The organism is Canicola haemoglobinophilus (assembly GCF_002015075.1).
In the GTDB taxonomy this organism is placed as follows: Bacteria; Pseudomonadota; Gammaproteobacteria; order Enterobacterales; family Pasteurellaceae; genus Canicola; species Canicola haemoglobinophilus.
In genome coordinates this window covers 65,750-89,724 of sequence record NZ_MUXZ01000008.1, presented here as the reverse complement: position 1 = coordinate 89,724, position 23,975 = coordinate 65,750, and the positions used below count along the sequence as shown (strand labels likewise).

At 37.3% G+C, this 23,975-nt stretch carries 22 protein-coding genes; 20 read left to right on the top strand and 2 right to left on the bottom strand.

Annotation, left to right across the window (positions count from 1 at the left end; all coding sequences use genetic code 11):
• Position 1 precedes the first annotated feature (1 nt).
• From bioD to acpP, 8 genes are all read left to right on the top strand, one after another.
• Positions 2 to 643, top strand: coding sequence for a dethiobiotin synthase (gene bioD / locus B0186_RS03270; RefSeq protein ID WP_078217967.1), 642 nt, complete (start codon positions 2 to 4; stop codon positions 641 to 643).
• Between the two features lie 90 nt (positions 644 to 733).
• Positions 734 to 1,258, top strand: coding sequence for a 23S rRNA accumulation protein YceD (yceD, locus tag B0186_RS03265; RefSeq protein ID WP_078217966.1), 525 nt, complete (start codon positions 734 to 736; stop codon positions 1,256 to 1,258).
• 17 nt (positions 1,259 to 1,275) lie between these two features.
• A complete protein-coding gene (rpmF, locus tag B0186_RS03260; RefSeq protein WP_078217965.1) occupies positions 1,276 to 1,452 on the top strand; it encodes a 50S ribosomal protein L32 in 177 nt (58 codons plus the stop codon).
• A 17-nt stretch (positions 1,453 to 1,469) separates the two neighbouring features.
• Positions 1,470 to 2,504: a phosphate acyltransferase PlsX gene (gene plsX, locus B0186_RS03255; RefSeq protein ID WP_078217964.1), complete on the top strand. Its 1,035-nt coding sequence runs from the start codon at positions 1,470 to 1,472 to the stop codon at positions 2,502 to 2,504.
• Positions 2,505 to 2,526: 22 nt separating this feature from the next.
• Positions 2,527 to 3,477: a beta-ketoacyl-ACP synthase III gene (locus B0186_RS03250; protein ID WP_078217963.1), complete on the top strand. Its 951-nt coding sequence runs from the start codon at positions 2,527 to 2,529 to the stop codon at positions 3,475 to 3,477.
• Between the two features lie 45 nt (positions 3,478 to 3,522).
• Entirely contained in the window at positions 3,523 to 4,461 is a 939-nt protein-coding gene (gene fabD / locus B0186_RS03245) for an ACP S-malonyltransferase (RefSeq protein ID WP_078217962.1), read from the top strand.
• A 55-nt stretch (positions 4,462 to 4,516) separates the two neighbouring features.
• On the top strand, positions 4,517 to 5,242 hold the full coding sequence (gene fabG / locus B0186_RS03240) for a 3-oxoacyl-ACP reductase FabG (protein ID WP_078217961.1): 726 nt from the start codon (positions 4,517 to 4,519) through the stop codon (positions 5,240 to 5,242).
• A 248-nt stretch (positions 5,243 to 5,490) separates the two neighbouring features.
• Entirely contained in the window at positions 5,491 to 5,721 is a 231-nt protein-coding gene (gene acpP, locus B0186_RS03235) for an acyl carrier protein (protein WP_078217960.1), read from the top strand.
• Positions 5,722 to 5,792: 71 nt separating this feature from the next.
• Here acpP and B0186_RS03230 read toward each other — a convergent pair whose 3' ends face one another.
• Entirely contained in the window at positions 5,793 to 6,026 is a 234-nt protein-coding gene (locus tag B0186_RS03230; RefSeq protein WP_158077949.1) for a hypothetical protein, read from the bottom strand.
• A 109-nt stretch (positions 6,027 to 6,135) separates the two neighbouring features.
• A complete protein-coding gene (proB, locus tag B0186_RS03225; RefSeq protein WP_078218086.1) occupies positions 6,136 to 7,248 on the bottom strand; it encodes a glutamate 5-kinase in 1,113 nt (370 codons plus the stop codon).
• A 157-nt stretch (positions 7,249 to 7,405) separates the two neighbouring features.
• Between proB and B0186_RS03220 the strand changes: the two genes are divergently transcribed.
• The 12 genes from B0186_RS03220 to ispH all read left to right on the top strand — a co-directional run bounded on the left by B0186_RS03220 (position 7,406) and on the right by ispH (position 23,964).
• Positions 7,406 to 8,194: a threonine/serine exporter family protein gene (locus B0186_RS03220; protein ID WP_078217959.1), complete on the top strand. Its 789-nt coding sequence runs from the start codon at positions 7,406 to 7,408 to the stop codon at positions 8,192 to 8,194.
• A gap of 2 nt (positions 8,195 to 8,196) precedes the next feature.
• Positions 8,197 to 8,661 carry a threonine/serine exporter family protein gene (locus B0186_RS03215; protein ID WP_078217958.1) on the top strand — a complete coding sequence of 155 codons (465 nt, stop codon included), beginning with the start codon at positions 8,197 to 8,199 and terminating at the stop codon, positions 8,659 to 8,661.
• Positions 8,662 to 8,706: 45 nt separating this feature from the next.
• The gene (gene folA / locus B0186_RS03210; RefSeq protein ID WP_078217957.1) at positions 8,707 to 9,198 is read left to right on the top strand and encodes a type 3 dihydrofolate reductase; all 492 of its coding nucleotides are present in this window, start codon (positions 8,707 to 8,709) and stop codon (positions 9,196 to 9,198) included.
• 90 nt (positions 9,199 to 9,288) lie between these two features.
• On the top strand, positions 9,289 to 10,233 hold the full coding sequence (gene ribF, locus B0186_RS03205; protein WP_078217956.1) for a bifunctional riboflavin kinase/FAD synthetase: 945 nt from the start codon (positions 9,289 to 9,291) through the stop codon (positions 10,231 to 10,233).
• Between the two features lie 97 nt (positions 10,234 to 10,330).
• Positions 10,331 to 10,864, top strand: coding sequence for a hypothetical protein (locus B0186_RS03200; protein WP_078217955.1), 534 nt, complete (start codon positions 10,331 to 10,333; stop codon positions 10,862 to 10,864).
• A gap of 15 nt (positions 10,865 to 10,879) precedes the next feature.
• Complete coding sequence (ileS, locus tag B0186_RS03195; protein ID WP_078217954.1) at positions 10,880 to 13,693, top strand: isoleucine--tRNA ligase; 2,814 nt, start codon at positions 10,880 to 10,882, stop codon at positions 13,691 to 13,693.
• Positions 13,694 to 13,827: 134 nt separating this feature from the next.
• Positions 13,828 to 15,828 carry a type I restriction-modification system subunit M gene (locus tag B0186_RS03190; protein ID WP_078217953.1) on the top strand — a complete coding sequence of 667 codons (2,001 nt, stop codon included), beginning with the start codon at positions 13,828 to 13,830 and terminating at the stop codon, positions 15,826 to 15,828.
• A gap of 235 nt (positions 15,829 to 16,063) precedes the next feature.
• A complete protein-coding gene (locus B0186_RS03185) occupies positions 16,064 to 17,524 on the top strand; it encodes an ATP-binding protein (protein WP_078217952.1) in 1,461 nt (486 codons plus the stop codon).
• 304 nt (positions 17,525 to 17,828) lie between these two features.
• On the top strand, positions 17,829 to 19,106 hold the full coding sequence (locus B0186_RS03180; protein ID WP_078217951.1) for a restriction endonuclease subunit S: 1,278 nt from the start codon (positions 17,829 to 17,831) through the stop codon (positions 19,104 to 19,106).
• Positions 19,107 to 19,116: 10 nt separating this feature from the next.
• Entirely contained in the window at positions 19,117 to 22,368 is a 3,252-nt protein-coding gene (locus B0186_RS03175) for a type I restriction endonuclease subunit R (protein ID WP_078217950.1), read from the top strand.
• Positions 22,369 to 22,488: 120 nt separating this feature from the next.
• Complete coding sequence (gene lspA / locus B0186_RS03170) at positions 22,489 to 22,980, top strand: signal peptidase II (RefSeq protein ID WP_078217949.1); 492 nt, start codon at positions 22,489 to 22,491, stop codon at positions 22,978 to 22,980.
• 39 nt (positions 22,981 to 23,019) lie between these two features.
• The gene (gene ispH / locus B0186_RS03165) at positions 23,020 to 23,964 is read left to right on the top strand and encodes a 4-hydroxy-3-methylbut-2-enyl diphosphate reductase (RefSeq protein ID WP_078217948.1); all 945 of its coding nucleotides are present in this window, start codon (positions 23,020 to 23,022) and stop codon (positions 23,962 to 23,964) included.
• The last annotated feature ends 11 nt before the right edge of the window (positions 23,965 to 23,975 follow it).

The window sequence follows — 23,975 nt, the reverse complement described above, 5'->3', positions numbered from 1 at the left end:
TATGGCAGGACAGATTTTATTTGTATCAGGCATAGATACAGATGTAGGCAAAACTATTGCAACAGGCATTTATGCCAAGCAATTAATGGCACAAGGCTTTAAGGTGATTACGCAAAAAATGGTGCAAACGGGCTGTAAAGGCATGGCGGAAGATATTGTGCAACATCGCAAAATAATGCAAATAGATCTCACTGAAGAGGATCACCAAGGCTTAACTTGCCCTTATGTTTTTAGCTATCCTTGCTCGCCTCATTTAGCCGCTCGTTTGGAAAATCGTCAAATTTCCACCGCACTTATTCAACAAAAAACCACAGAGTTAGCACAAAAATATGATTATGTTTTGTTAGAGGGGGCTGGCGGATTATGTGTTCCCTATGATGAACAGTATACAACTTTAGATTATCTGAAAGATTGTGGCTATCCTTTGATTTTAGTGACTTCGGGAAAGTTAGGTAGTATTAATCATACTTTGTTAAGTTTGGCAGCTTGTAAGCAGAATGGGATTCCATTACATAGCCTTATTTATAATCGCTATCCTCTTGGCGATGAAATTATCAACAGAGAAACGGAACGCTATTTGCAACAATATTTAGCCGAGCATTTTCCTGATGCACAATTTGAAATCTTATCAATTATTGATTAGTTGGCTTTGTCAGTTTATTGATAACTTTTAGCATAAAAAGTGATAATTTCCTTTGACTAATTGACGATCAAAAGGTAATATTGCCGCCCTATGCAAAAGGTAAAACTACCCCTCACTACTGACCCAGTAAAAGACGCTCAACGCAGATTAGATTATCAAGGCTATTATGCCGCTGATCAGCTTACTCGTTTAGCGGAGTCAGTAGTCAAAGTGCTCAGCGATGCGCAGGTAACATTATCGTTTTTCATTGATCCACAAAAATTAACTGTAATGAAAGGAAAAGCGAGCGTTGATGTTGAATTAGAATGTCAGCGTTGTGGTGAAACTTTCAAGCAAACATTGGAATGTGAGTTCACTTATAGCCCAGTGTCTAATTTAGATAAGATCGATGAATTACCAGAGATTTATGAACCGATAGAGTTTAATCAATTCGGGGAAATAGATTTAATTGGTACAATTGAAGATGAACTTATTGTTGCTCTCCCAATTGTTCCGATGCATTCATCTGAACACTGTGAAGTGTCCGTGGCTGAACAGGTTTTTGGCGAATTGCCAGAAGAACTGGCAAAAAAACCGAACCCGTTCGCTGTATTAGCTAGTTTAAAGAAAAAGTAAATTTAGGAGTATAGCCAATGGCTGTTCAACAAAATAAAAAATCTCGTTCACGTCGTGATATGCGTCGTTCACATGATGCGTTAACTACTGCTGCAGTATCAGTTGACAAAACAACTGGTGAAACTCATTTACGTCACCACGTAACTGCAGATGGTTACTATCGTGGTCGTAAAGTGATTAATAAATATTATTGATTATTTAAGGTAATCACTTGAGTCGTCTAACTCTTGCGTTAGATGTGATGGGCGGGGACATAGGTCCCCGTATTACTATCCCCGCATCAATAAAAGCGTTGGAAAAAGATCCAATGCTCTCCTTATTATTGTTCGGTGATAGCCAACAAATTCTCCCCTTACTACAAAATCTTCCTACCGATATTCAAAATCGTTTAACTGTTTGTCATTGTTCTCGTGTTATTGAAAATACACAGGGGCTATCTTATGCCTTACGTCATAGCAAAGGTACATCAATGCGTTTAGCTATTGAGGCAGTGCAAAAAGGCGAGGCTCAAGCTTGTGTCAGCGCTGGAAATACGGCAGCGTTAATGGGATTGGCAAAAATTATCTTGCAACCCTTACATGGCATCGAACGTCCCGCCCTGATTTCTGTTATTCCGACCATGACTGGTGAACGTAGTGTCATGCTAGATTTAGGCGCAAACATTGATTGCAGTGCTGAAAATTTGTATCAGTTTGCACTGATGGGATCTATTTTTGCTGAATATCAGTTAGGTTTAGTCTATCCACGAATTGCCCTTTTAAATATTGGGATTGAAGAAATCAAAGGCCATAAATCCATTCGAGATGCGGCACAATTATTGAAAAAAAATACCGCACTTAATTACATTGGATTTATTGAAGGCGACTTATTATTAAATGGCAAAGCCGATGTGATTGTAAATGATGGTTTTGCGGGTAATGTTGCATTAAAAACCCTTGAAGGTGCTGCCAAAAATGTGATTTCTTTAGTCAAAGGTAATGCAACTTTAAATAAAACTAACCATATTTGTAAGCCTTTGTTAGCGTGGTTAGTCAAAAAATTATTCCTCAAGGGGAGTTTTCAACGCCTAAAACAAATTAATCCAGATCAATATAATGGTGCATCTTTAATTGGATTAACCGCAGTGGTGGTCAAAAGCCATGGCTCAGCGAATATTGATGGTTTCGCTTATGCAATAGAAGATGCGGCATTACAAGCTCGCCAAGAAATTCCACAGAAAATACTTGCAGGCTTAGATAAATATTAAGAAGTGAATTAATGAGATAATTATGTATAGTAGAATTTTAGCAACCGGTAGTTATAAACCGGCTAATATCAGAACGAATGCTGATTTAGAAAAAATGGTAGATACATCTGATGAATGGATTACTACTCGCTCTGGTATTAAAAAGCGCCGTATTGCTGGCGAGTATGAAACAGTTGCCACAATGGGATTTGAAGCAGCAAAAAATGTCCTTGAGTTAGCTAATCTTAATCCTAACGACATTGATTTAATTTTGGTTGCAACAACGAGCCATTCTCATGCTTATCCTAGCGCTGCTTGCCAAATTCAAGGGATGTTAGATATTGATGATGCCATTTCTTTTGATTTAGCAGCGGCTTGTACTGGATTTATTTATGCGTTAAGTGTTGCTGATCAATTTATTAAAACTGGTAAAGTAAAAAAAGCGTTAGTCATTGGTGCGGATCTTAACTCTCGTAAATTAGACGAAACTGATCGCAGTACAGTTATTTTATTTGGTGATGGTGCTGGTGCTGTCATTTTAGAAAATAGTGAAACTGAAGGCGTGATTTCTACTCATTTACATGCTGCTGCAGATAAAGGCAATGCTTTAGTTCTTCCACAGGCACAGCGTGGCGAAGCGCAATCTGGCTATATTCAAATGCAAGGTAACGCTACTTTCAAACTTGCAGTCAGAGAATTATCTAATGTAGTAGAAGAAACATTGCGTGAAAATAATTTGGATAAAGCGGATTTAGATTGGCTAGTACCTCATCAAGCGAATTTACGCATCATTACCGCAACGGCAGAAAAATTGAATATGTCTTTGGATCAAGTGGTGATTACTTTAGATAAATATGGCAATACAAGTGCGGCAACCGTGCCAGTGGCATTAGATGAAGCTGTGCGTGATGGTCGTATTAAACGTGGACAACTCTTATTATTAGAAGCATTCGGTGGTGGTTGGACTTGGGGCTCTGCATTAGTCCGTTTCTAATTTTTAACAAAACGATTAAATATAATTATTGAGTAGGAAATATAAATGAAAAAATTTGCAATGGTTTTTCCAGGACAAGGTTCACAAGCTGTTGGTATGTTAGCAGAGTCAGCAACAGAATATCCTGTTGTTGAAGAAACTTTTCAGCAAGCCTCATCTGTTTTGGGTTACGACTTGTGGCAATTAGTGCAACAAGGTCCAGCGGAAGAGTTAAATAAAACTTGGCAAACTCAACCCGCACTTTTAGCGGCATCTGTGGCTATTTACCGAGTGTGGCAGCAAAAATACCCAGAACTAAAACCTGAAGTCATGGCTGGACATAGTTTAGGGGAATATTCTGCATTGGTTTGTGCTGGCGTGATTGATTTCCAAGATGCTATCAAATTGGTCGAACTTCGTGGCAAACTTATGCAACAAGCCGTGCCAGAAGGCACTGGTGCGATGTACGCCATTATTGGCTTAGATAACGAGAGTATCATTAAAGCTTGCAAAGAGGCAGAACAAGGCGAGGTGGTTTCTGCTGTGAACTTTAATTCACCTGGGCAAGTAGTTATTGCTGGCGCTAAAGCGGCAGTAGAACGAGCGGCAGTTGCTTGTAAAGAGGCTGGAGCAAAACGTGCATTACCTTTAGCTGTAAGTGTGCCTTCTCATTGTGCATTAATGAAACCCGCTGCTGAAGAATTAGCAGTAGCCTTAGAAAATATCACTTTTAAAGCACCACAAGTTCCTGTCATAAATAACGTTGATGTGACAGCGGAGAATGAAACTGCTGAAATTCGTACCGCACTTGTACGTCAACTTTATAGTCCAGTACGTTGGACAGAAACCGTTGAGAAAATGGCACAAAATGGGATTGAACTTTTACTTGAAATCGGACCTAATAAAGTGCTCACAGGTTTAACAAGTCGCATTGTTAAAGAATTGAGTGCGAAATCAGTCAATGATTTATCTTCATTGAATATGGTGGAAGAAAGTTTAGTTTAATATTTATGATAATGTGCTAGTACTGAATAGCCCATTTTTTATTTAGGAGTTTATTATGCAAGGAAAAATTGCATTAGTAACAGGCGCTACACGTGGGATTGGTCGTGCGATTGCAGAAGAATTAGCTGCAAAAGGCGCTTTTGTTATTGGTACTGCAACAAGTGAAAAAGGTGCAGAAAGTATCTCGGCTTATTTAGCTGAACAAGGTAAAGGTTTGGTATTAGATGTAGCAGATCAAGAGTCTATTGAAAGCGTATTAGCGACAATTAAAGCTGAATTTGGCGATGTTGAAATTTTAGTGAATAACGCTGGCATTACTCGTGATGGGTTGTTAATGCGTATGAAAGACGAAGATTGGTTTGATATTATGCAAACTAATTTGACGTCGATTTATCGTTTATCCAAAGCTGTGTTACGTCCAATGATGAAAAAAGGTGGCCGTATTATTAATATTGGTTCAGTGGTTGGTTCAATGGGCAATCCAGGGCAAACTAACTACTGTGCAGCTAAAGCAGGTGTAGTAGGTTTTACCAAATCTTTAGCAAAAGAAGTTGCTGCTCGTGGCGTAACTGTGAATGTTGTAGCACCTGGTTTTATTGCAACGGATATGACGGATATTTTAACTGATGAGCAAAAAGCCAATATTTTAGCTGCAGTACCTGCTGGTCGCTTAGGTCAACCACAAGAGATTGCGAAAGCTGTTGCTTTTTTAGCCTCTGATGATGCTGCATATATTACAGGTACTACATTACATGTGAATGGTGGAATGTATTTAGCTTAGGGCTAATAGGGATTTTTGGCTAGCCAAAAAGATGTCTTAATGCTAAAATCCCCGACTAGCAATGTAGCTATGGAATAAGCGAGTTACGTTGGCTGTTGCGTTAACAGATTAACGTAACTCATTTATATTATGTATTTAAGTTTGATTGTAATTGTGGTTTGACCTTGTAAAAATAGGTTGAAACTTAGTAAAAAATACATACACTATCACCATTATTTTTGTCGCTAACTATAATAGGAAAAAGCAAAATGAGCATTGAAGAACGCGTAAAGAAAATTGTTGTTGAACAATTAGGTGTTAAAGAAGAAGATGTTAAATCTGAAGCTTCATTTATTGAAGATTTAGGTGCAGATTCTTTAGACACAGTTGAATTAGTAATGGCTTTAGAAGAAGAATTTGATATTGAAATTCCAGATGAAGAAGCTGAAAAAATTACAACAGTTCAAGCAGCAATTGATTACGTTCAAAATAATCAATAATAGAAATAAGGCGGTTTTATAACCGCCTTGTTTTTCAGGTGAATAAGATAGGCATCATTCAGATGCCTGTTTTATTTTATTCTATTGGATTTATTGTTATTAAACCCATCTTCCCAAGAATTAATCAACGTATTAGATACCTTCATAGCAGTGAAGTTTTCACAAAACGCAATGCGTTGTTGTAACATTTTTTGCTTATATTCAGGGAATGATTTACCAATCCGAAAACCATCTAAATACCAATCATCAATATCTTGGCATTCTGCCGTATTAATCCTTTTATTTTGTTGATTAACATTAAACATCGTCCTTTTTTCAGATGAATTTATTTTATTCATATTGTTGCAAGCGACTAATAATATACCGCTTAAAATTAAGCTAAATTGAAACAACTTCATTATCTTAATTTTCCAATCAATAGACGATCATATCGTCACGATGAATAGCAACAGAGCCATATTCATAACCTAGGATCTGTTCAATATCTTGTGATTTTTTTCCTTTTATTTGTTCAAGGGCATCGCTGTTATAACGAGGAACGCCTAAAGCGATTTTTTTGCCATTGGCGCTACAAATTTTAACCACTTCACCACGAGAGAAACGTCCCTCAACTTTAATAATGCCAGCCGGTAATAAAGATTTGTGTTGAATTAAGACCGCACTTTCTGCGCCTTCATCAATGGTTATCATGCCTGCTGCTGGTGCGGCAAAAAGCCATTGTTTACGACTTTCTAAACGATCTGTTTGTACAATAAATTTAGTACCGATTTCTTTGCCATAAGCTAAGTCAACAATCACATTTTCACGATTTCCTGGGGCAATAATTGTTTCTACGCCAGAGCGAGTTGCTACATCTGCAGCAGTAATTTTGGTTGACATTCCGCCAGTGCCTAATGTGGTGCCACTACCGCCTGCAATAGAACGAATATGATCAGTAATTTTATCCACCACTGGAATAAGTTTTGCTTGAGGATTTTTGCGGGGATCGCTATCAAATAATCCTTGTTGATCCGTTAACAAATAGAGTTGTTCTGCCTGTGCCAAAATAGCGACTAATGCGGAAAGATTGTCGTTATCCCCCACTTTAATTTCTGCGGTAGCAACGGCATCATTTTCATTAATGACTGGAATAATTTGATTATCCAATAAAGCGTGTAGTGTATCTCTTGCATTGAGAAAACGTTCACGATCTTCTATATCTGCTCTCGTCAAAAGAATTTGGCCAATATGAATATCATAAATAGCAAAAAGTTGTTCCCAAGTTTGAATAAGCTGGCTTTGTCCAACGGCTGCAAGTAATTGTTTTGAGGCGATAGTAGGTGGCAATTGCGGATGATTGAGATAATGTCGCCCTGCTGCCATTGCTCCAGATGTTACGATAATCACGCGGAAACCTGCCTGATGCAATTGAGTGATTTGACGCACGATTTCCATCATATGTGGACGATTTAATTTTGGCGATCCTTGCGTTAAAGTACTGGTGCCAAATTTGACAACAATAGTTTTATTTGGTTTTTGTGTTTCCATAGCTATTTTTACCTGAAAAAAATTTTCCATAAATTACCATTAAAGTAGAGAAAAATCATGTGATTTCCATCGCTATTTCATGATTTAAAACAAAGTCAATATATAAGAAGGTAATATAATAAGTGCAGTTTATTTTTTTATTATTATGAGGTGTTTTATGGATACTACGGAGGATAATAATTCATTCCGGCAACGAGAAATAACAAGGACTTGTGTACAAGTTGCTCAAATGTTATTGCAACATGGTGCAGAAAGTACATTGATTGTACAAATGGCCCAACGTCTAGGCTTTGCATTGGGAGTTGATAGCGTGGAATGTGCATTAACACCAAATGCCGTTATCATTACCACATTATGCAATCACAATTGTATTACTACCGTGCGAAAAAACCTTGATAAAGGCATTAATATGCAAGTGGTCACCGAGGTTCAACGCTTAGTCATTATGGCAGAAAAAGGGATTTACGATTTACACCATATTCGGGATAAATTAGATAACATCAAGCCTTTAAAATATAATCGCTATTTAGTAGTTGCAATGATCGGACTTTCTTGTGCTTGCTTTGCACATTTATCTGGTGGAGATACGGTTATTGCTTTAATTACATTCCTTGCCTCTTCTATTGCCATGTTTATTCGTCAAAGTTTGGCAGTACGTCATTATAATCCCCTTATTGTTTTTGCTATCACAGCCTTTGTTGCTTCTATGGTTTCAGGTTTAGCAATTAAATATGAATTAGGTAATGACCCACAAATTGCCTTGGCATCAAGCGTGTTGTTACTAGTTCCAGGTTTTCCACTCATTAATTCTCTCGCTGATATTTTAAAAGGGCATATCAACATGGGGATTGCTCGTTGGACATTAGCAACAGTACTGACTTTTGGTGCTTGTTTGGGAATTGTTTTTGCCTTGAGTCTTTTACATATTGCGAGTTGGGGGCGTTAATCATGGATCTTATCGTAAATTTATTAGATGATATGTTTTTTGCGTCTATTCCCGCAGTGGGATTTGCGCTTGTATTTAACGTACCTAAAAGCGCCTTAAAATATTGTGCAATTTTGGGCGCATTGGGGCATGGTACAAGAACTTTCTTAGTGCATTTCGATATTCCACTAGTCTTTTCAACCTTTGTAGCCGCTAGTGTTATCGGTTTTATAGGCGTGCATTTATCTCATCGTTATTTAGCTCACCCAAAAGTATTTACCGTCGCTGCCATCATTCCCATGATTCCAGGCGTATTTGCTTATAAAGCGATGATTGCCATTGTGCATTTACATCATTATGGTTTTAATGAACAACGTGTAGCACAAATGACAGAATATTTTCTTAAAACAGGCTTTATTATCGGTGCACTTGTTTTTGGTTTAGCTTTGCCGGGCTTATTGTTTTATCGTCACAAACCTGTAGTATAGACAACTTTGCGGATAACGCTGTGTATTAACAAAAAAGGAAACTGAATGGGATTAAGTTTAATTGTTGCAATGACAAAAAATCATGTAATTGGTAAGGACAACCAAATGCCTTGGCATTTACCAGCAGATCTTGCGTGGTTTCGCCAGAATACCAGCGGAAAACCAGTGATTATGGGGCGAAAAACTTTTGAAAGTATCGGTCGCCCTTTGCCGAATAGAATTAACATTGTGTTGTCTCGCTCACCTTATGAACATGAGGGCGTAATTTGGAAAGAGAGTATGCAAAGTGCGGTGGATTTTGTGCAAGAAAATCACGAAGAAATTATGCTGATTGGGGGTGGCGAGCTGTTTAAACAATACTTTTCTCAAGCAGATAAATTATATTTAACAGAAATCCAAACTGAACTTGAAGGCGATACTTTTTTTCCACAGTTTAATTGGCAAGAGTGGAGGATCGAATTTGAGCAACATCGCCTTGCCGATGACAAAAATCCCTATGACTGTCGTTTTTTAATTTTAAGCAGAAAGCAAGCATAAATAAGCAGAGGACGCATCCTTTTACCATTGCATATTTATGCGTATAATGTGCGCCACTTTTTTTAGCAATTTTTATTTTTAGGCAATTTCATGCGACTTATTCGTGGTTTTCATAATTTACCCCCGCATTTAAAACAACAAGGTTGTGCTTTAACCATTGGTAATTTTGATGGTGTTCATTTAGGGCATCAAGCCGTTTTGCAACACCTAAAAACAAAAGCACAAGCCTTGAATTTACCTGTCGTAGTGATGTTATTTGAAGCCCAACCTTGCGAATATTTTCAAGGAGAAAATGCTCCAGCAAGATTAATGCGCCTACGAGATAAACTTGCCTATCTAGCTGAATTAGAGGTTGATTACGTTTTCTATGTTAAATTCAACCGCACTTTTGCCCAATTAAGTGCCGAGCAATTTGTGACAGATTATTTAGTTAAGCATCTGAATGTGAAGTTTTTAAGCATTGGCGATGACTTTCGTTTTGGCGTAAATCGAGCAGGCGATTTCCAACTGTTGCAAAAAATGGCAAAGCAACAAGGTTTTGTAGTCGAAGATAACTGTAGTTTGCAATTAGATAATCAACGTATTAGTAGCACCGCTATTCGCCAAGCCTTAGCTGAAGATAATTTAGTCTTAGCCGAAACACTATTAGGTAAGCCATATCGAATTTATGGACGAGTTGCTCATGGTAACAAGCTTGGACGTACAATTGGTTTTCCAACCGCAAATATTCATTTACACCGCCAAGTTAATCCTGTTAAAGGAGTTTATGCAGTAAAAGTGCGGTTAAAAAATGAGGAAATTTTTCAAGGTGTCGCTAACATTGGTAAGCGCCCAACAATTAATGGAGTAAAACAACTGTTGGAGGTGCATTTGTTTGATTTTAATCGAGATCTATATGGAAAAAGCTTGCAAATTGAGTTTTGCCATAAAATTCGCAATGAAATTAAATTCCCTTCCTTTGATGAACTGAAAAAACAAATTGAGAATGATGTTTTAGTGGCTAAAAAGTATTTTCAACAAGCCGCAACCCTTTGACCGCTAAGGATTTATGCGTATAATGCTAAGTCGCTTTGTTTATTTGTTTAAGGCAAATAACGCGCCTTGATGCAGAATAATTTTGTTAGGATATTTCATGAAAAAATTACAAAAACTGCTATTAATTTTAAGTTCATTTTTTCCATTTTTGAGTTTCGCTCAAAGCGTGGCTTTAGATGGTTATAAAGATCTTAAATTTGGAATGACTTATCAACAGATCTCCAATTCTAAATTATGTAGTTCTTGGGAATATTACCAACCGCTAAATTCTTACAAATGTAAGCAGTTTTTATTTAATGGTAGTCCACGTGAAGCAAATGCTTATTTTAATGGCCAAGCATTTAATAGTATTGCCATTGATATTTTAAGTTACAACCAAGAGAGAAAGCCGCTTCCCCATGAAGTACAGGAAGTAAAAGATATTTTAAATGGCTTAGCGCAAAAATATGGAAACCCTACTAAATTAGTATGTGGTGCAGATTATGAGAGAGCAAATCAAGCATGTAATGTTGACTTTACAGATCATTGGATGGTGGAATTTTTAAACGGACAGATCCGTTTAGTTCATTCACTAAATCAATGGATTCTCCTCGTATATTCCAACTCTAAAACCATCTTAGATTCATTATAAAATTGAGAAATAAATATGACAGACTACAAAAACACCCTAAACCTTCCTGAAACAGGTTTCCCAATGCGCGGTGATCTTGCCAAGCGTGAACCTGATATGTTGAAAAATTGGTATGACAAAAATTTATACCAAAAAGTACGTGAAGCATCTAAAGGTAAGAAAACCTTTATTTTGCACGATGGCCCTCCTTATGCGAACGGTACGCTCCACCTTGGTCACGCGGTTAATAAAATCCTGAAAGATATTATTATGAAATCCAAGACCGCACTTGGCTTTGATACGCCTTATGTGCCGGGTTGGGACTGCCATGGTTTGCCGATTGAGCTAAAAGTGGAAGGCTTAGTGGGTAAGCCAAACGAGAAAATTTCAGCGGCGGAATTCCGTCAGGCTTGTCGTGATTATGCGAAAGAACAAGTTGAAGGGCAGAAAGCGGACTTTATCCGTATGGGCGTGTTAGGGGATTGGGATAATCCTTACCTGACAATGAACTTCGATACCGAAGCAGAAATTATCCGCACTTTAGGTAAAGTGATTAAAAATGGTCACCTTTACAAAGGTTCAAAACCAGTGCATTGGTGCTTAGATTGCGGCTCATCTTTAGCAGAAGCCGAAGTGGAATATGAGGATAAAATTTCACCTTCAATTTATGTGCGTTTTACCGCTGTGGATACGGCTGAAGTGGAAGCGAAATTCAATGCAGTTGGTAAAGGTCAAGGTTCGCTTTCAGCTGTGATTTGGACAACAACCCCTTGGACATTACCATCTAACCGAGCTATTGCAGTCAATGCAGAGTTAGAATATCAACTTGTTCAACTTGGCGATGAGCGTGTGATTTTAGCTGCGGAATTAGTACAAGCGGTGCAAAATGCGTTAAAAATTGAAAATGTAGAAATTTTAGGGGCGGCAAAAGGTCAAGATTTAGAACTTATTCGTTTTAACCACCCATTCTACGATTTTTCTGTGCCTGTGATTTTAGGCGATCACGTTACTGTTGATGGTGGTACAGGTTTAGTACATACCGCACCAGATCATGGTCAAGACGACTTTGTGGTATCAAAAAAATATGGCTTAGAAATGGCTGGATTAGTGGCAAATGACGGTAAATTTATCTCATCAACGCCATTCTTTGCTGGCAAAGGCGTGTTTGAAGCCAATGATTTAGTGCTCGAAAAATTAAAAGAAACAGGTGCATTGCTTAAATTAGAGCGTATCAAACATAGCTATCCACATTGCTGGCGCCACAAAACCCCGATTATTTTCCGTGCTACGCCACAATGGTTTATCGGCATGGAAACGCAAGGTTTACGTCCACAAGCATTAAGTGAAATTAAATCAGTACGCTGGATCCCAAGCTGGGGCGAAGCACGTATTGATAAAATGGTGGCAAACCGCCCAGACTGGTGTATCTCTCGCCAACGTACTTGGGGCGTGCCGATGACCATGTTCGTGCATAACGAAACAGAAGAACTGCACCCACGCACTTTAGAGCTTCTTGAAGAAGTGGCAAAACGCATTGAGAAAGCAGGTATTCAGGCTTGGTGGGATCTTGATCCTGCTGAATTACTTGGCGAAGATGCAAAAACCTACCATAAAGTGCCAGATACCTTAGATGTATGGTTCGATTCGGGATCAACCTATGCGTCTGTCGTGGAACAACGCCCTGAATTTAACGGTAAGTCTGCGGATATGTATTTAGAAGGTTCAGACCAACATCGTGGCTGGTTTATGTCTTCATTAATGTTATCTACTGCAACCAACAATAAAGCACCTTATAATCAAGTGCTTACTCATGGTTTCACCGTTGATGAAAAAGGTCGCAAAATGTCAAAATCCCTTGGTAATGTGATTGTACCAAGTGAAGTTTGGAACAAAAATGGTGCTGATATTTTACGTTTATGGGTAGCTTCAACGGACTACACAGGTGAAATTGCTGTTTCGCATAAAATTTTAAACAGTGCAGGCGACACTTATCGCCGTATCCGTAACACCGCACGTTTCTTATTAGCAAACTTAAACGGTTTTGATCCAAAACTAAACTTGGTTAAACCAGAAGAGATGATTTCTCTTGATCGTTGGGCGGTAAGCTGTGCCTTAGATGCACAAAACGAAATTAAAGAAGCCTACGATAACTACCAATTCCATACGGTTGTGCAACGTTTAATGCGTTTCTGTTCTATCGAAATGGGCTCATTCTATTTAGATATTATCAAAGACCGCCAATACACAACTAAAGCGGATAGCCTTGCTCGCCGTAGCTGTCAAACAGCTTTATGGCATATCTCAGAAGCCCTTGTGCGTTGGATTGCACCAATTTTATCTTTCACTGCCGATGAAATTTGGGGTTACTTGCCGAAGCTAGATAATCGAGCCGAGTTTGTCTTTACCGAAGAATTTTATGATGGCTTATTCGAATTAGGCGACAGCGATAAATTAGACGATGCGTACTGGCAACAGTTGCTCAAAGTGCGTGCGGAAGTGAATCGTGTTTTAGAGCAAGCTCGTAACGACAAGTTAATCGGCGCTGGTCTTGAAGCGAAAGTAACCGTTTATGCCAACGATGAAATTCGCCCATTACTTGAGCAACTTGGCAATGAGTTACGCTTCGTGTTAATTACTTCGCAAGCTATTGTGAAACCATTATCAGAAGCTGATGTTGTCGAGGGCGAATTAGTAGGATTAGCGGTGAAAGTAGAACGTACTGAAGGCGAAAAATGCCCACGTTGCTGGCATTTCTCTACAGATATTGGCACAAATGCAGAGCACTCACATATCTGCGGACGTTGTGTTGAAAACGTGACAGGCATTGGTGAAGTTCGTCAATTTGCTTAATCTTTTAGCCATAAAGTTAAAAAGTGCGGTGATTTTTCACCGCACTTTTGTATGAGCTAAAAGTTTATGAAGAAAAGCGAAATCAACAAAAGCATTATTTTACAAGGGTAATAAGGTTATAAAGGAGGGAGAAAATGGAGCAAAAATCAAGTAGTAACGAAAGCACACTTGCAAGTTTTATTTGGAAAAATGCAAATGATCTATGGGGTGATTTTCCACATACCGATATGGGGAAGATTATTTTACCTTTCACAGTTTTACGTCGTTTAGAATGTGTGCTTGAGCCAACTCGTCAAGCAGTGCTGGATACAGCATCAGATGAAAAAGTGAACTCATTGCCAGATGAATATCGTACTGTTCAACTCAAAGAAGCGAGTCAAAACCCTTTTTATAACCTCTCTCAATACAGCCTTGCGAATTTAGGGGCAACCCAGACCTTATCCAATTTAGAAGATTACATCAGTAAATTTTCAGAAAATGCGAGAGAGATTTTTACCCATTTTGAATTTAATAACATTATTGCTCGACTTGATAAAGCCAATCTTTTATTTCAAATCTGCCAAAATTTCGCCAACATTGATTTACACCCCAATGTTGTGCCAGACCGCACAATGAGTAATGTGTATGAACATTTGATTGCTAAATTCGGTTCAGAAGTAGGTACTGGTGCAGAAGATTTTATGACTCCTCGTGATGTGGTTCATCTTGCGGCAACTTTATTGCTTTCACCTGATGATCAACTATTTAGCCAAGAACAAGGGCTAGTTCGCACCCTATATGACCAAACTTGCGGAACCGCAGGCTTTCTCACTGATATGATGAACTATGTAAATAGTTTTAAACAGCAAGATAAAATTGCACCAACTTTAGTTCCTCACGGGCAAGAATTACAACCAGAAACCTATGCCGTTGCATTAGGCAGTATGCTATTAAAGAAAGTTGAAAGTAATCCAGATCAAGATTTATCCGCCAATATCAAGCTAGGCAGCACATTATCTAATGACCAATTTGCTAACCAACGTTTTCATTATCAATGCTCAAATCCTCCTTTTGGTATGAGTTGGGGCAAAGATGCGGAAGCAGTACAAAAAGAAACTGCCGAAGGTCAACGTTTCTCAGCTGGTTTACCCAATGTGGGCGATGGCTCAATGTTATTTTTACAAAATTTAGTTGCCAAATTAGAACGAGTCGAAAATGGCGGTGGGCGTGGTGCGATTGTACTTTCAGGCTCCCCTTTATTTAATGGTGATGCTGGCTCTGGTGAAAGTGAAATTCGTCGTTTTATTCTAGAAAATGACTTGCTTGAAGCCATCGTAGCTTTACCTACCGATATTTTCTTCCGCACAGGTATCGGCACTTATATTTGGCTTATTTCTAACCGCAAAGAACAGCAACGTAAAGGCAAAGTTCAGCTTATTGATGCCACATCAATGGCATCATCAATGCGTAAAAACGAAGGGAAAAAATCAAAATTTATTGATGATGATTCCATTCATCGCATTTGCCAAATTTATGTAGATTTTGAAACAAATGACATCAGCAAAATTTTTGATTATCAACAATTTGGCTACCGTAAAATCAAAATCCAACGCCCATTACGCTATAAAATGCAACTAAATCCAACCGCACTTGAGCAATTTCAAGCAAGCAAAGAGTTTCAAAAATTAGCAGTGGAAGTGCAAAGTGCGGTAGAAAATTACTTAATTTCCCATTTTGGTGAATACAGTTTTGAAACATTCTTATCGCAAATTGTGGCTTTATTACCAGTGCCAAGAATGAGCAAAGGGTTAAAAAATTTACTCATTAAAACCTTTGGCGTAAAAGATCCTACGGCTCCGCCAACGGTACTTGATGGCGAGGTTTTATTTGATCCTGAATTAGCCGACTTTGAACGAGTGCCATTACTCCAAGATGTGCAAGATTACTTTGCCACAGAAGTGCTACCTCATGCCGCAGATGCAATCATTGACCCAACAGAAAAAGATGCAAAAGACGGTGAGTTAGGCAAGGTAGGCTATGAAATTAATTTCAATCGATATTTCTACCAGTTTGAACAACCTCGCCACCCGAACGAAATCCTTGCGGAAATTAAAGTATTATCCGCAGAAGTGGCAGAGCTATTAGGGGAAATTTAATACTTTAAGCTAGAATAGAAAAACTTAAGCAAGTTTTCCTCCTTGTTAAGCAAGGCTAAGAAATTTTTATAATCTATTGATTTATAAAGAGATAATTTTAATAAGCAAGTTTTAGGGGAAAATAAGCAAGTTTTTCCCCTTGTTAAGCAAGGCTAAGAAGTTTTTATAAATTATTGATTTATGAAGATATAATTTTATTAAGCAAGTTTTATAGAGAAATAAGCAAGGAAATATAATGAATACGCCTGTATCTACAATTAACACAATAATTACCAAGTCTTATTTACAAAACCAACCTGAAAATCAATATTTTGAGCGTAAAGGTTTAGGAGATAAAGACATAAAAGCAAGTAAAATTGCAGAAGAATTAATAGGTATGTTAAATGCCGATGGTGGTGTTTTAGTTTTTGGTGTTTCAGATAAAGGGGAAATTCAAGATCTTAATCTTATTTCTGATAAGCTTAATTCATATCGAACATTGATATTTGAATTTATAACTCCCCCTTGCCATATTCAGCTAGAAGAAATTTTTATTGATGGAAAGTTAATTTTTCTTTTTCATGTGGAACAAGATTTAGAAAGAATATTCTCTCGTAAAGATAATGAAGAAGTTTTTTTACGTGTTGCAGATAGCAATAGAAAATTAAATCGTGAACAAATAAAAAAGCTAGAATATGATAAAAATATTCGTTTATTTGAAGATGAAGTTGTTGAAGATTTCGATCCTCTCGATCTAGATCAGGATTTATTAAATAGCTACAAACAAAAACTAAATTTTAAATCAGATGATATTTTGTCTTTGTTATATAAACGCAACTTAATTGCTAAGCAGGGTGATGAATACAAATTTAAGAAATCTGCTATTTTACTTTTCTCCCAAGATCCCGAACGTTATATTCCCTCTGCATCAGTACGTTATGTACGCTATGAAGGGATTACAGCAAAAACAGGTGTAGAACATAATGTCGTTAAAGATCAAAGATTTGAGAATAATATTCCTCGTTTGATTGAAGAACTGAGTTATTTCCTTAGAGCATCATTGCGTGATTATTATTTTCTGGATATTCAACAAGGTAAATTTAAAAAAGTGCCAGAATATCCTGAAGAGGCATGGCTTGAGGGAATTGTAAATGCACTTTGTCACCGCTCTTATAATGTTCAAGGTAATGTCATTTATATCAAGCAATTTGATGATCGCTTAGAAATTAGTAATAGCGGACCTTTGCCAGCCCAAGTTACCGTAGAGAATATTAAAACTGAACGTTTTGCTCGTAATCCTCGTATTGCCAGAGTGCTAGAAGACTTAGGCTATGTCCGCCAGCTAAATGAAGGTGTCTCACGTATTTATGAGTCAATGGAAAAGTCGCTGTTGGCAAAACCAGAATATCGTGAACAGAATGGAAATGTTTATCTTACTTTGCGTAACCGAGTAAGTTCACATGAAAAAACCATATCAGCAGATCTTATGCTATATATTGAAGATAATTGGTTGGACTTTAATGATACTCAGAAAGCCATTTTAAATTATCTATTTATTAATGGTTCTGCAACCATTACTGATCTTACAGAACACATACAAATTAATAAAAATTCTGTGAGATCCTATATAAATGGCTTTATGGATAAAGGAATCATCGAGCGTCATAGTGATAAACAGCGTGATCTCAATGCCAAATATTCTTTAAAGAAAGATTAAGCAAGTTTTCCCCCTTGCTAAGCAAGGCTAAGATATTTTTATAACCTATTGATTTATAAATATATTGTTTTATTAAGCAAGTTTTAAGGGAAAATAAGCAAGTTTTTTTGAGTGGGGGAATTTAAAATTTTACAGAATTTTAGTTCAACCTGAACAGTAGGGACGCCACGCTGGCGTCCATTTTAAATATCAGCACAAGCGGTTGATTTTTCATTAATTTTTACAAATTTTTTGCGGACGCCAGCATGGCGTCCCTACGATCACTTTGAATAAAGAGCGGTCGGATTTTAAGAGATTTTTACAGATGTTTAAACCCTACCAAAAATATAAAAATATTGGTCATATTGACATACCTGTCCATTGGAATGAATTAGAGTTCAACAGACTATTTACTAAGAAAGAAATAGCAAATTGCCCTCAAGAGAAACTACTCTCCGTATATTTAGATAGAGGTGTTATTCCTTATTCTGAAGGAGGCGGGCTCGTCCATAAACCATCAGAAAGCCTAGAAAAATATCAATTAGTAGAAGTTAATGATTTTGTAATGAATAATCAACAAGCTTGGAGAGGCTCGGTTGGTATATCTAAATATCGAGGAATAGTTAGTCCTGCATATCTTGTATTTACTCCTGATCACTATAAATTAATGCCAAAGTATTTAAACTATTTATTAAGAGATAAATATATTGTAGGTGAATTTATGAACTGTTCCTTAAGTGTTGGAACAATTCAACGACAAATAAAATTTCATTTATTAAAAAAAGTGAATATTCCATTCCCTAATATTGCTGAACAAACCCAAATCGCTACTTATCTCGATCAAGAAACGCAAAAGATCGATAATTTAATTTTGAAGCAAGAAAAGTTGATTGAATTATTGGAAGAGCAACGTAAATCCATTATTTCTCATGCGGTAACAAAGGGCATTGATCCTCATGCGAAAATGAAAGACAGTGGTGTGGAATGGTTGGGGGAAGTGCCTGAGCATTGGGGTATTCATAGGTTTTCTTCCATTTTCATAGAAAACAAAAGAAAAAATAAAGGAATGCTTTCAGATAATCTATTATCGCTAAGTTACGGAAAGATTATTGAAAAAGATATTCATAATGTAAAAGGTCTTGTTCCTGAGAATTTTGAAACGTACCAAATAATTTATCCTAATGATATTGTTTTTAGATTTACTGATTTACAAAATGATAAAAGAAGTTTAAGAAGTGCTATTTCAAAGTTTAAAGGTATTATTACTTCTGCATATATTAGTGTAAGTAGTAAAACAGATAATCTTGATATGAATTATTATGCTTATTTATTTAGGACTTATGACTTAATGAAAGTATTTTATTCTATGGGCGATGGAATGAGACAATCATTAAAGATGAGCGAATTAAATAGAATGTTAATTTTAGTTCCAGAAAAATCAGAACAACAACAAATCATCAATTTTATTGAAACAGAAAATAAAAAAATTGATCAATTAATCCAAAAACAAACCGCACTTATTGAAAAGTTGAAAGAATATCGAAGTTCCATTATTTCTCATGCCGTAACGGGAAAAATTGATGTGCGTCATTTAATCAGTTAAGGAAGAAACTATGGCTATGCAATCAGATCCTCAAGAAAAAGATTTCCAATTTCATATTGTTGAACAGTTGAAAAAGCAAGGTTGGCTTGTGGGGAAAAGCAGTGAGTACAATAAGAAGTTTGCGATTTATGAGCCTGATTTTTGGGCTTGGATTGAAACAACACAAGCGGATAAATGGAACCGATTGCAAAGCCGTGGGGCGAATTGGCATGAAGATGTGTTGAAACGTTTAGATGCGGAATTAGAAAATAAAGGCACCTTGGAGATTTTACGCAAAGGCTTCAATTTCGCAGGCGTGGGTAATATTACGGTAAGTCAGGCGGAGCCTGAAGATGAACGAAATGAGAAAGTTTGTGCTGATTTTAAGGCAAATCGCTTAACTGTTGTGCCTGAGTTGGTGTATTCAGTAAAAACCGCAGAAAACGCACCGCACTTTGCTGATAATCAGGCGTTAAATCGTATTGATTTGGTGTTCTTTATCAATGGTTTGCCCGTTGCGACAGTGGAATTAAAATCCGTTTTTACCCAAAGTTTGGAAGATGCAAAACAGCAATATAGACAAACTCGTTTGCCTGTGGATAAAGCTCGTCATCGGGAGCCTTTGCTTACGGAAAAACGTGGGGCTATCGTGCATTTTGCGATGACGGAAGAAGAAATTGAGATGACCACAAAATTAGACGGTAACAATACCTTTTTCTTGCCGTTTAATCAGGGCAATAATGGGCATAAAGGCAATCCGACTTTTGCAGAAAATCAGCCATATCCTACCGCTTACTTTTGGCAATATGTTTGTAAGCCAAAAAATTGGTTGCGTATTTTCCATTCCTTTGTTTATTGGGAGGAAAAACAAAAAGTGGATAGTCTTTCCCGTTATACCAAGGTGAAACGCCTGATTTTTCCTCGTTATCATCAGTTTGATGCGGTGACTAAGATGTTGGAAGATTGTCGTTTGCAAGGTGTGGGAAAAAATTATTTGTTTGAACATAGTGCAGGCTCGGGCAAAACCTCAACCATTGCTTGGACAGCACATAGTTTAGTGCGATTACGTTATCCCAATGGTGAGCCTTATTTCCACTCGGCAATTGTAGTGACAGATCGCACAGTGCTAGATGCTCAACTACAAGATGCCATTAAGCAATTAGATCATCAGCAAGGATTAATTGCGGCGATTAATCGTGAAGATAAAGAACAGGCGGGTAAATCGAAAAGCTTGCAACTTGAAGAGGCATTATTGGGGGCAAGCCCGATTATTATTGTGACTATTCAAACTTTTCCTTTTGTAATGGAAGCGATTTTAACTAATACGAGTTTACAACAACGTCGCTTTGCCGTGATTATTGATGAAGCCCATAACTCGCAAACAGGTTCTACTGCCTCTAAATTGCAAGCGACACTTTCGATGCAATCTTATGAGGAAATGGAAAATCTTACTGTTGAGCAATTATTGGAAAAAATTCAGCAATCTCGAGTGCAATCAAAAAATATCAGCCATTTTGCCTTTACTGCGACACCAAAACATTCTACTTATTCTTTATTTGGTCGTCCTGATTCAGAAGGTAAACCACAACCTTTCCATAAATACACTATGCGACAAGCTATTGAAGAAGGCTTTATTTTAGATGTGTTGAAAGGTTACTTACCTTATGAAACCGCTTATAAATTAAGTGGTGATCAAGTTGATAACTCTCATCGTGTTAATGCGAAGCAAGCAAGACGCACTTTGGCTCGTTGGGCAAATTTACACGCTACCAATGTGACACAAAAAGTGCGGTTTATTGTGGAGCATTTTCATCATAACGTGGCACATTTGTTAAATGGCGAGGCAAAAGCGATGATAGTGACGAGTTCTCGTCCTGCTGCGGTGCGTTATAAATTGGCGTTAGATAAGTTGCTAGAGGGAAACAATGAATACAAAAACTACCGCACTTTAGTCGCTTTTTCTGGCAAATTGACAGGCTCAGAAGTTCGCCATAATGATGATCATAATATGCCAGAGTTGTTTGATTTTTCAGATGAAACAGAGTTTTCAGAAAGTTCGATGAATTTGAATTTGCCTCACAATGATTTACGTAAGGTTTTTGATCGCAATGAATATCGTGTGATGGTGGTGGCGAATAAATTCCAAACAGGTTTTGACCAACCTAAACTTTGTGCGATGTATGTGGATAAGAAAATCGCTAATGAAGTAGAAATTGTGCAAACTTATTCCAGATTAAACCGCACTTTTGCAGGAAAAGATCAGATTTTTATTGTAGATTTTGTCAATAAGCCAGAAGTCGTTAAGGCGGCTTTTTTGAAATATGATCAGGGAGCGGTGATTGAGAATATTCAAGATCCAAACATTGTCTATAACTTACGAGATGAATTAGACAAAGTAGAAATTTATGATGCGCAAGATTTAGCTAAATATAAAAAAGCAAAATTTGATACGCAGCTTTTATTGCAAAAAAACCGCTATAACATTCAACAGCATGAAGCTTTATATCAGGTCATGCAAGCACCTAAAAATAGATTTAATCAACGTTTAGAGCAATTAAAAAAAGACGTTAAATATTGGGAAAATGAATATGAAAGAGCGGTCAGTTTTAATGATGAAAATGGTAAAAATTTGGCAGAGCTCAACCGTGTTGAAGCGGATATTCAGTTAAAAACATTAATTCAGTTTAAATCTAATTTAGCTAAGTTTAGTCGTATCTATTCTTATATTGCTCAACTCATTGATTTTAATGATGGTGAACTAGAGAATTTTGCCTCTTTCAGTAAATTATTGGCAAAACTGTTGGATAGCGTGCCGCCTGATGAGGTGGATATTTCAGGCTTAGTATTGAGCGGTTATAGGATCAACAAATATCCAACGGAGCCTATTGCTAAGCCTGATGATAAAGTGGAAGAACCGAAACCTATTCGTCCGTTGCCAGAGAGTAATATTCAGGGCGAGCCAACACATTTGGATTATTTGCGAGAAATTATTAAACAAATATCAGCCACTTTTGGGGATATTGCCCCTGAAGATGATATTGTGCAATTTATCAATCATTTAGTGGAACAATTAGAGCAAGATGCCGAGCTTTTAGCTCAAATTAAAGCAAACTCTTTTGAAATAGCGAAATATGGTAAATTGCCTGATGCAGTAAAAAAAGCCATTATCCGAGCATTAAGCTCTTATCATAATTTGGCAGACTTATTGCTGAAAAATAGTGATAAATCTTTTGAACAGGTATTAGAAATGGTTTATCACTTGATTAAAACAAAATTGCAGTAGTTTTACTAAAGTAACCCCAATTTTTTATAGAATTTATGGATCAGTTATTTTTTGAATTTTACTGTTATTCACTCAAATAGGGCGTTATACTACGCCCATTTTTCATCTATTGGAAACCCTATGAATTTATCAAAAACAGGACTTTCATTTCTTTGGATAAGTGCGGTGGCTTTTTTAGTTGATTTAGCAACTAAATTTGTGGTAGTGCAAAACTTTTCTTTATACGAAAGTATTAATATTTTACCTTTCTTTAACTTAACCTATGCTCGTAATACTGGTGCGGCATTTAGCTTTTTAGCCGATCATGCAGGCTGGCAGAAGTACTTTTTTATTGTTTTAGCCTTACTTATTTCTGTCTTTCTCATTTATTCGCTATACAAAAATAATATAGTGCAACGTTTACAAAATACGGCTTATGCAATGATTATTGGTGGGGCATTAGCCAATGCAGCAGATCGTGCTTATCATGGATTTGTAGTAGATTTTTTTGATTTTTATTGGAAGGATTGGCATTATCCAATCTTTAATGTTGCAGATATTGCTATTTGTATTGGTGCAACTTTATTAGCAATAGATGCTTTCAAAAATGATCCTAAAAAACAAAATCGCTAATTATTATGCGATGCTTATGAGTGATGAATCTAAATTAATATGAAAATAATTTTAGCCAATCCACGTGGTTTTTGTGCTGGTGTAGATCGTGCGATCAGCATTGTGGAGCTTGCCTTAGAAATTCATGGCGCACCAATTTATGTCCGCCATGAAGTCGTACATAATCGTTTTGTCGTGAACGGTTTACGTGAGCGTGGGGCGGTTTTTGTGGAGGAATTAGATGAAGTACCAAACGGGGCTATTGTGATTTTCTCTGCCCATGGTGTATCTCAAGCTGTTCGCCAAGAAGCCAAAGATCGTAATTTGAAAGTCTTTGATGCCACTTGTCCTTTAGTAACCAAAGTGCACATGCAAGTCGCTCGTGCAAGTCGTAAAGGAACCAAAGCTATTCTTATTGGCCATGAAGGTCACCCTGAAGTGATTGGCACAATGGGGCAATATGATAACAATGAGGGCGGTATTTATTTGGTAGAAGATGTGGAAGATATTGCCAAACTTGCTTTGCGAGATGATGAAGATATTACGTTTATGACTCAAACCACGTTATCTATTGATGATACGGCTGATGTCATTGAGGCATTGAAACAAAAATATCCTGCTATTCAAGGGCCTCGCAAAAACGATATTTGTTATGCCACAACTAACCGTCAACAGGCAGTTCGTGAACTAGCAGAACAATCGGATTTAGTGATTGTTGTAGGTTCAAAAAATTCCTCTAATTCCAATCGTTTAGCTGAATTAGCTTCCAGAATGGGAGTGACGGCGAAATTAATTGATGATGCTAATGATATTGATGTGAGCTGGTTAGAGAATGTTAAAGTTATTGGCTTAACCGCTGGTGCATCTGCGCCAGAAGTGCTAGTTCAATCGGTAATTACCCGCTTAAAAGAGTTAGGCGTTGATGAGGTGGAAGAACTTGAAGGTTGCGAAGAAAATACAGTTTTTGAAGTGCCGAAAGAGCTACGAATTAAAGAGGTTGAATAGAGAAAATGCCA

Coding starts and splice junctions, on each gene's coding strand:
- B0186_RS03180 (WP_078217951.1), top strand. CDS start 17,829: ATGTTTAAACCCTACCAAAAATATAAAAATATTGGTCATATTGACATA.
- B0186_RS03250 (WP_078217963.1), top strand. CDS start 2,527: ATGTATAGTAGAATTTTAGCAACCGGTAGTTATAAACCGGCTAATATC.
- ribF (WP_078217956.1), top strand. CDS start 9,289: ATGCGACTTATTCGTGGTTTTCATAATTTACCCCCGCATTTAAAACAA.
- B0186_RS03175 (WP_078217950.1), top strand. CDS start 19,117: ATGGCTATGCAATCAGATCCTCAAGAAAAAGATTTCCAATTTCATATT.
- yceD (WP_078217966.1), top strand. CDS start 734: ATGCAAAAGGTAAAACTACCCCTCACTACTGACCCAGTAAAAGACGCT.
- folA (WP_078217957.1), top strand. CDS start 8,707: ATGGGATTAAGTTTAATTGTTGCAATGACAAAAAATCATGTAATTGGT.
- B0186_RS03185 (WP_078217952.1), top strand. CDS start 16,064: ATGAATACGCCTGTATCTACAATTAACACAATAATTACCAAGTCTTAT.
- bioD (WP_078217967.1), top strand. CDS start 2: ATGGCAGGACAGATTTTATTTGTATCAGGCATAGATACAGATGTAGGC.
- B0186_RS03230 (WP_158077949.1), bottom strand. CDS start 6,026: ATGTTTAATGTTAATCAACAAAATAAAAGGATTAATACGGCAGAATGC.
- B0186_RS03215 (WP_078217958.1), top strand. CDS start 8,197: ATGGATCTTATCGTAAATTTATTAGATGATATGTTTTTTGCGTCTATT.
- proB (WP_078218086.1), bottom strand. CDS start 7,248: ATGGAAACACAAAAACCAAATAAAACTATTGTTGTCAAATTTGGCACC.
- B0186_RS03190 (WP_078217953.1), top strand. CDS start 13,828: ATGGAGCAAAAATCAAGTAGTAACGAAAGCACACTTGCAAGTTTTATT.
- acpP (WP_078217960.1), top strand. CDS start 5,491: ATGAGCATTGAAGAACGCGTAAAGAAAATTGTTGTTGAACAATTAGGT.
- B0186_RS03220 (WP_078217959.1), top strand. CDS start 7,406: ATGGATACTACGGAGGATAATAATTCATTCCGGCAACGAGAAATAACA.
- fabD (WP_078217962.1), top strand. CDS start 3,523: ATGAAAAAATTTGCAATGGTTTTTCCAGGACAAGGTTCACAAGCTGTT.
- ileS (WP_078217954.1), top strand. CDS start 10,880: ATGACAGACTACAAAAACACCCTAAACCTTCCTGAAACAGGTTTCCCA.
- B0186_RS03200 (WP_078217955.1), top strand. CDS start 10,331: ATGAAAAAATTACAAAAACTGCTATTAATTTTAAGTTCATTTTTTCCA.
- rpmF (WP_078217965.1), top strand. CDS start 1,276: ATGGCTGTTCAACAAAATAAAAAATCTCGTTCACGTCGTGATATGCGT.
- lspA (WP_078217949.1), top strand. CDS start 22,489: ATGAATTTATCAAAAACAGGACTTTCATTTCTTTGGATAAGTGCGGTG.
- ispH (WP_078217948.1), top strand. CDS start 23,020: ATGAAAATAATTTTAGCCAATCCACGTGGTTTTTGTGCTGGTGTAGAT.
- fabG (WP_078217961.1), top strand. CDS start 4,517: ATGCAAGGAAAAATTGCATTAGTAACAGGCGCTACACGTGGGATTGGT.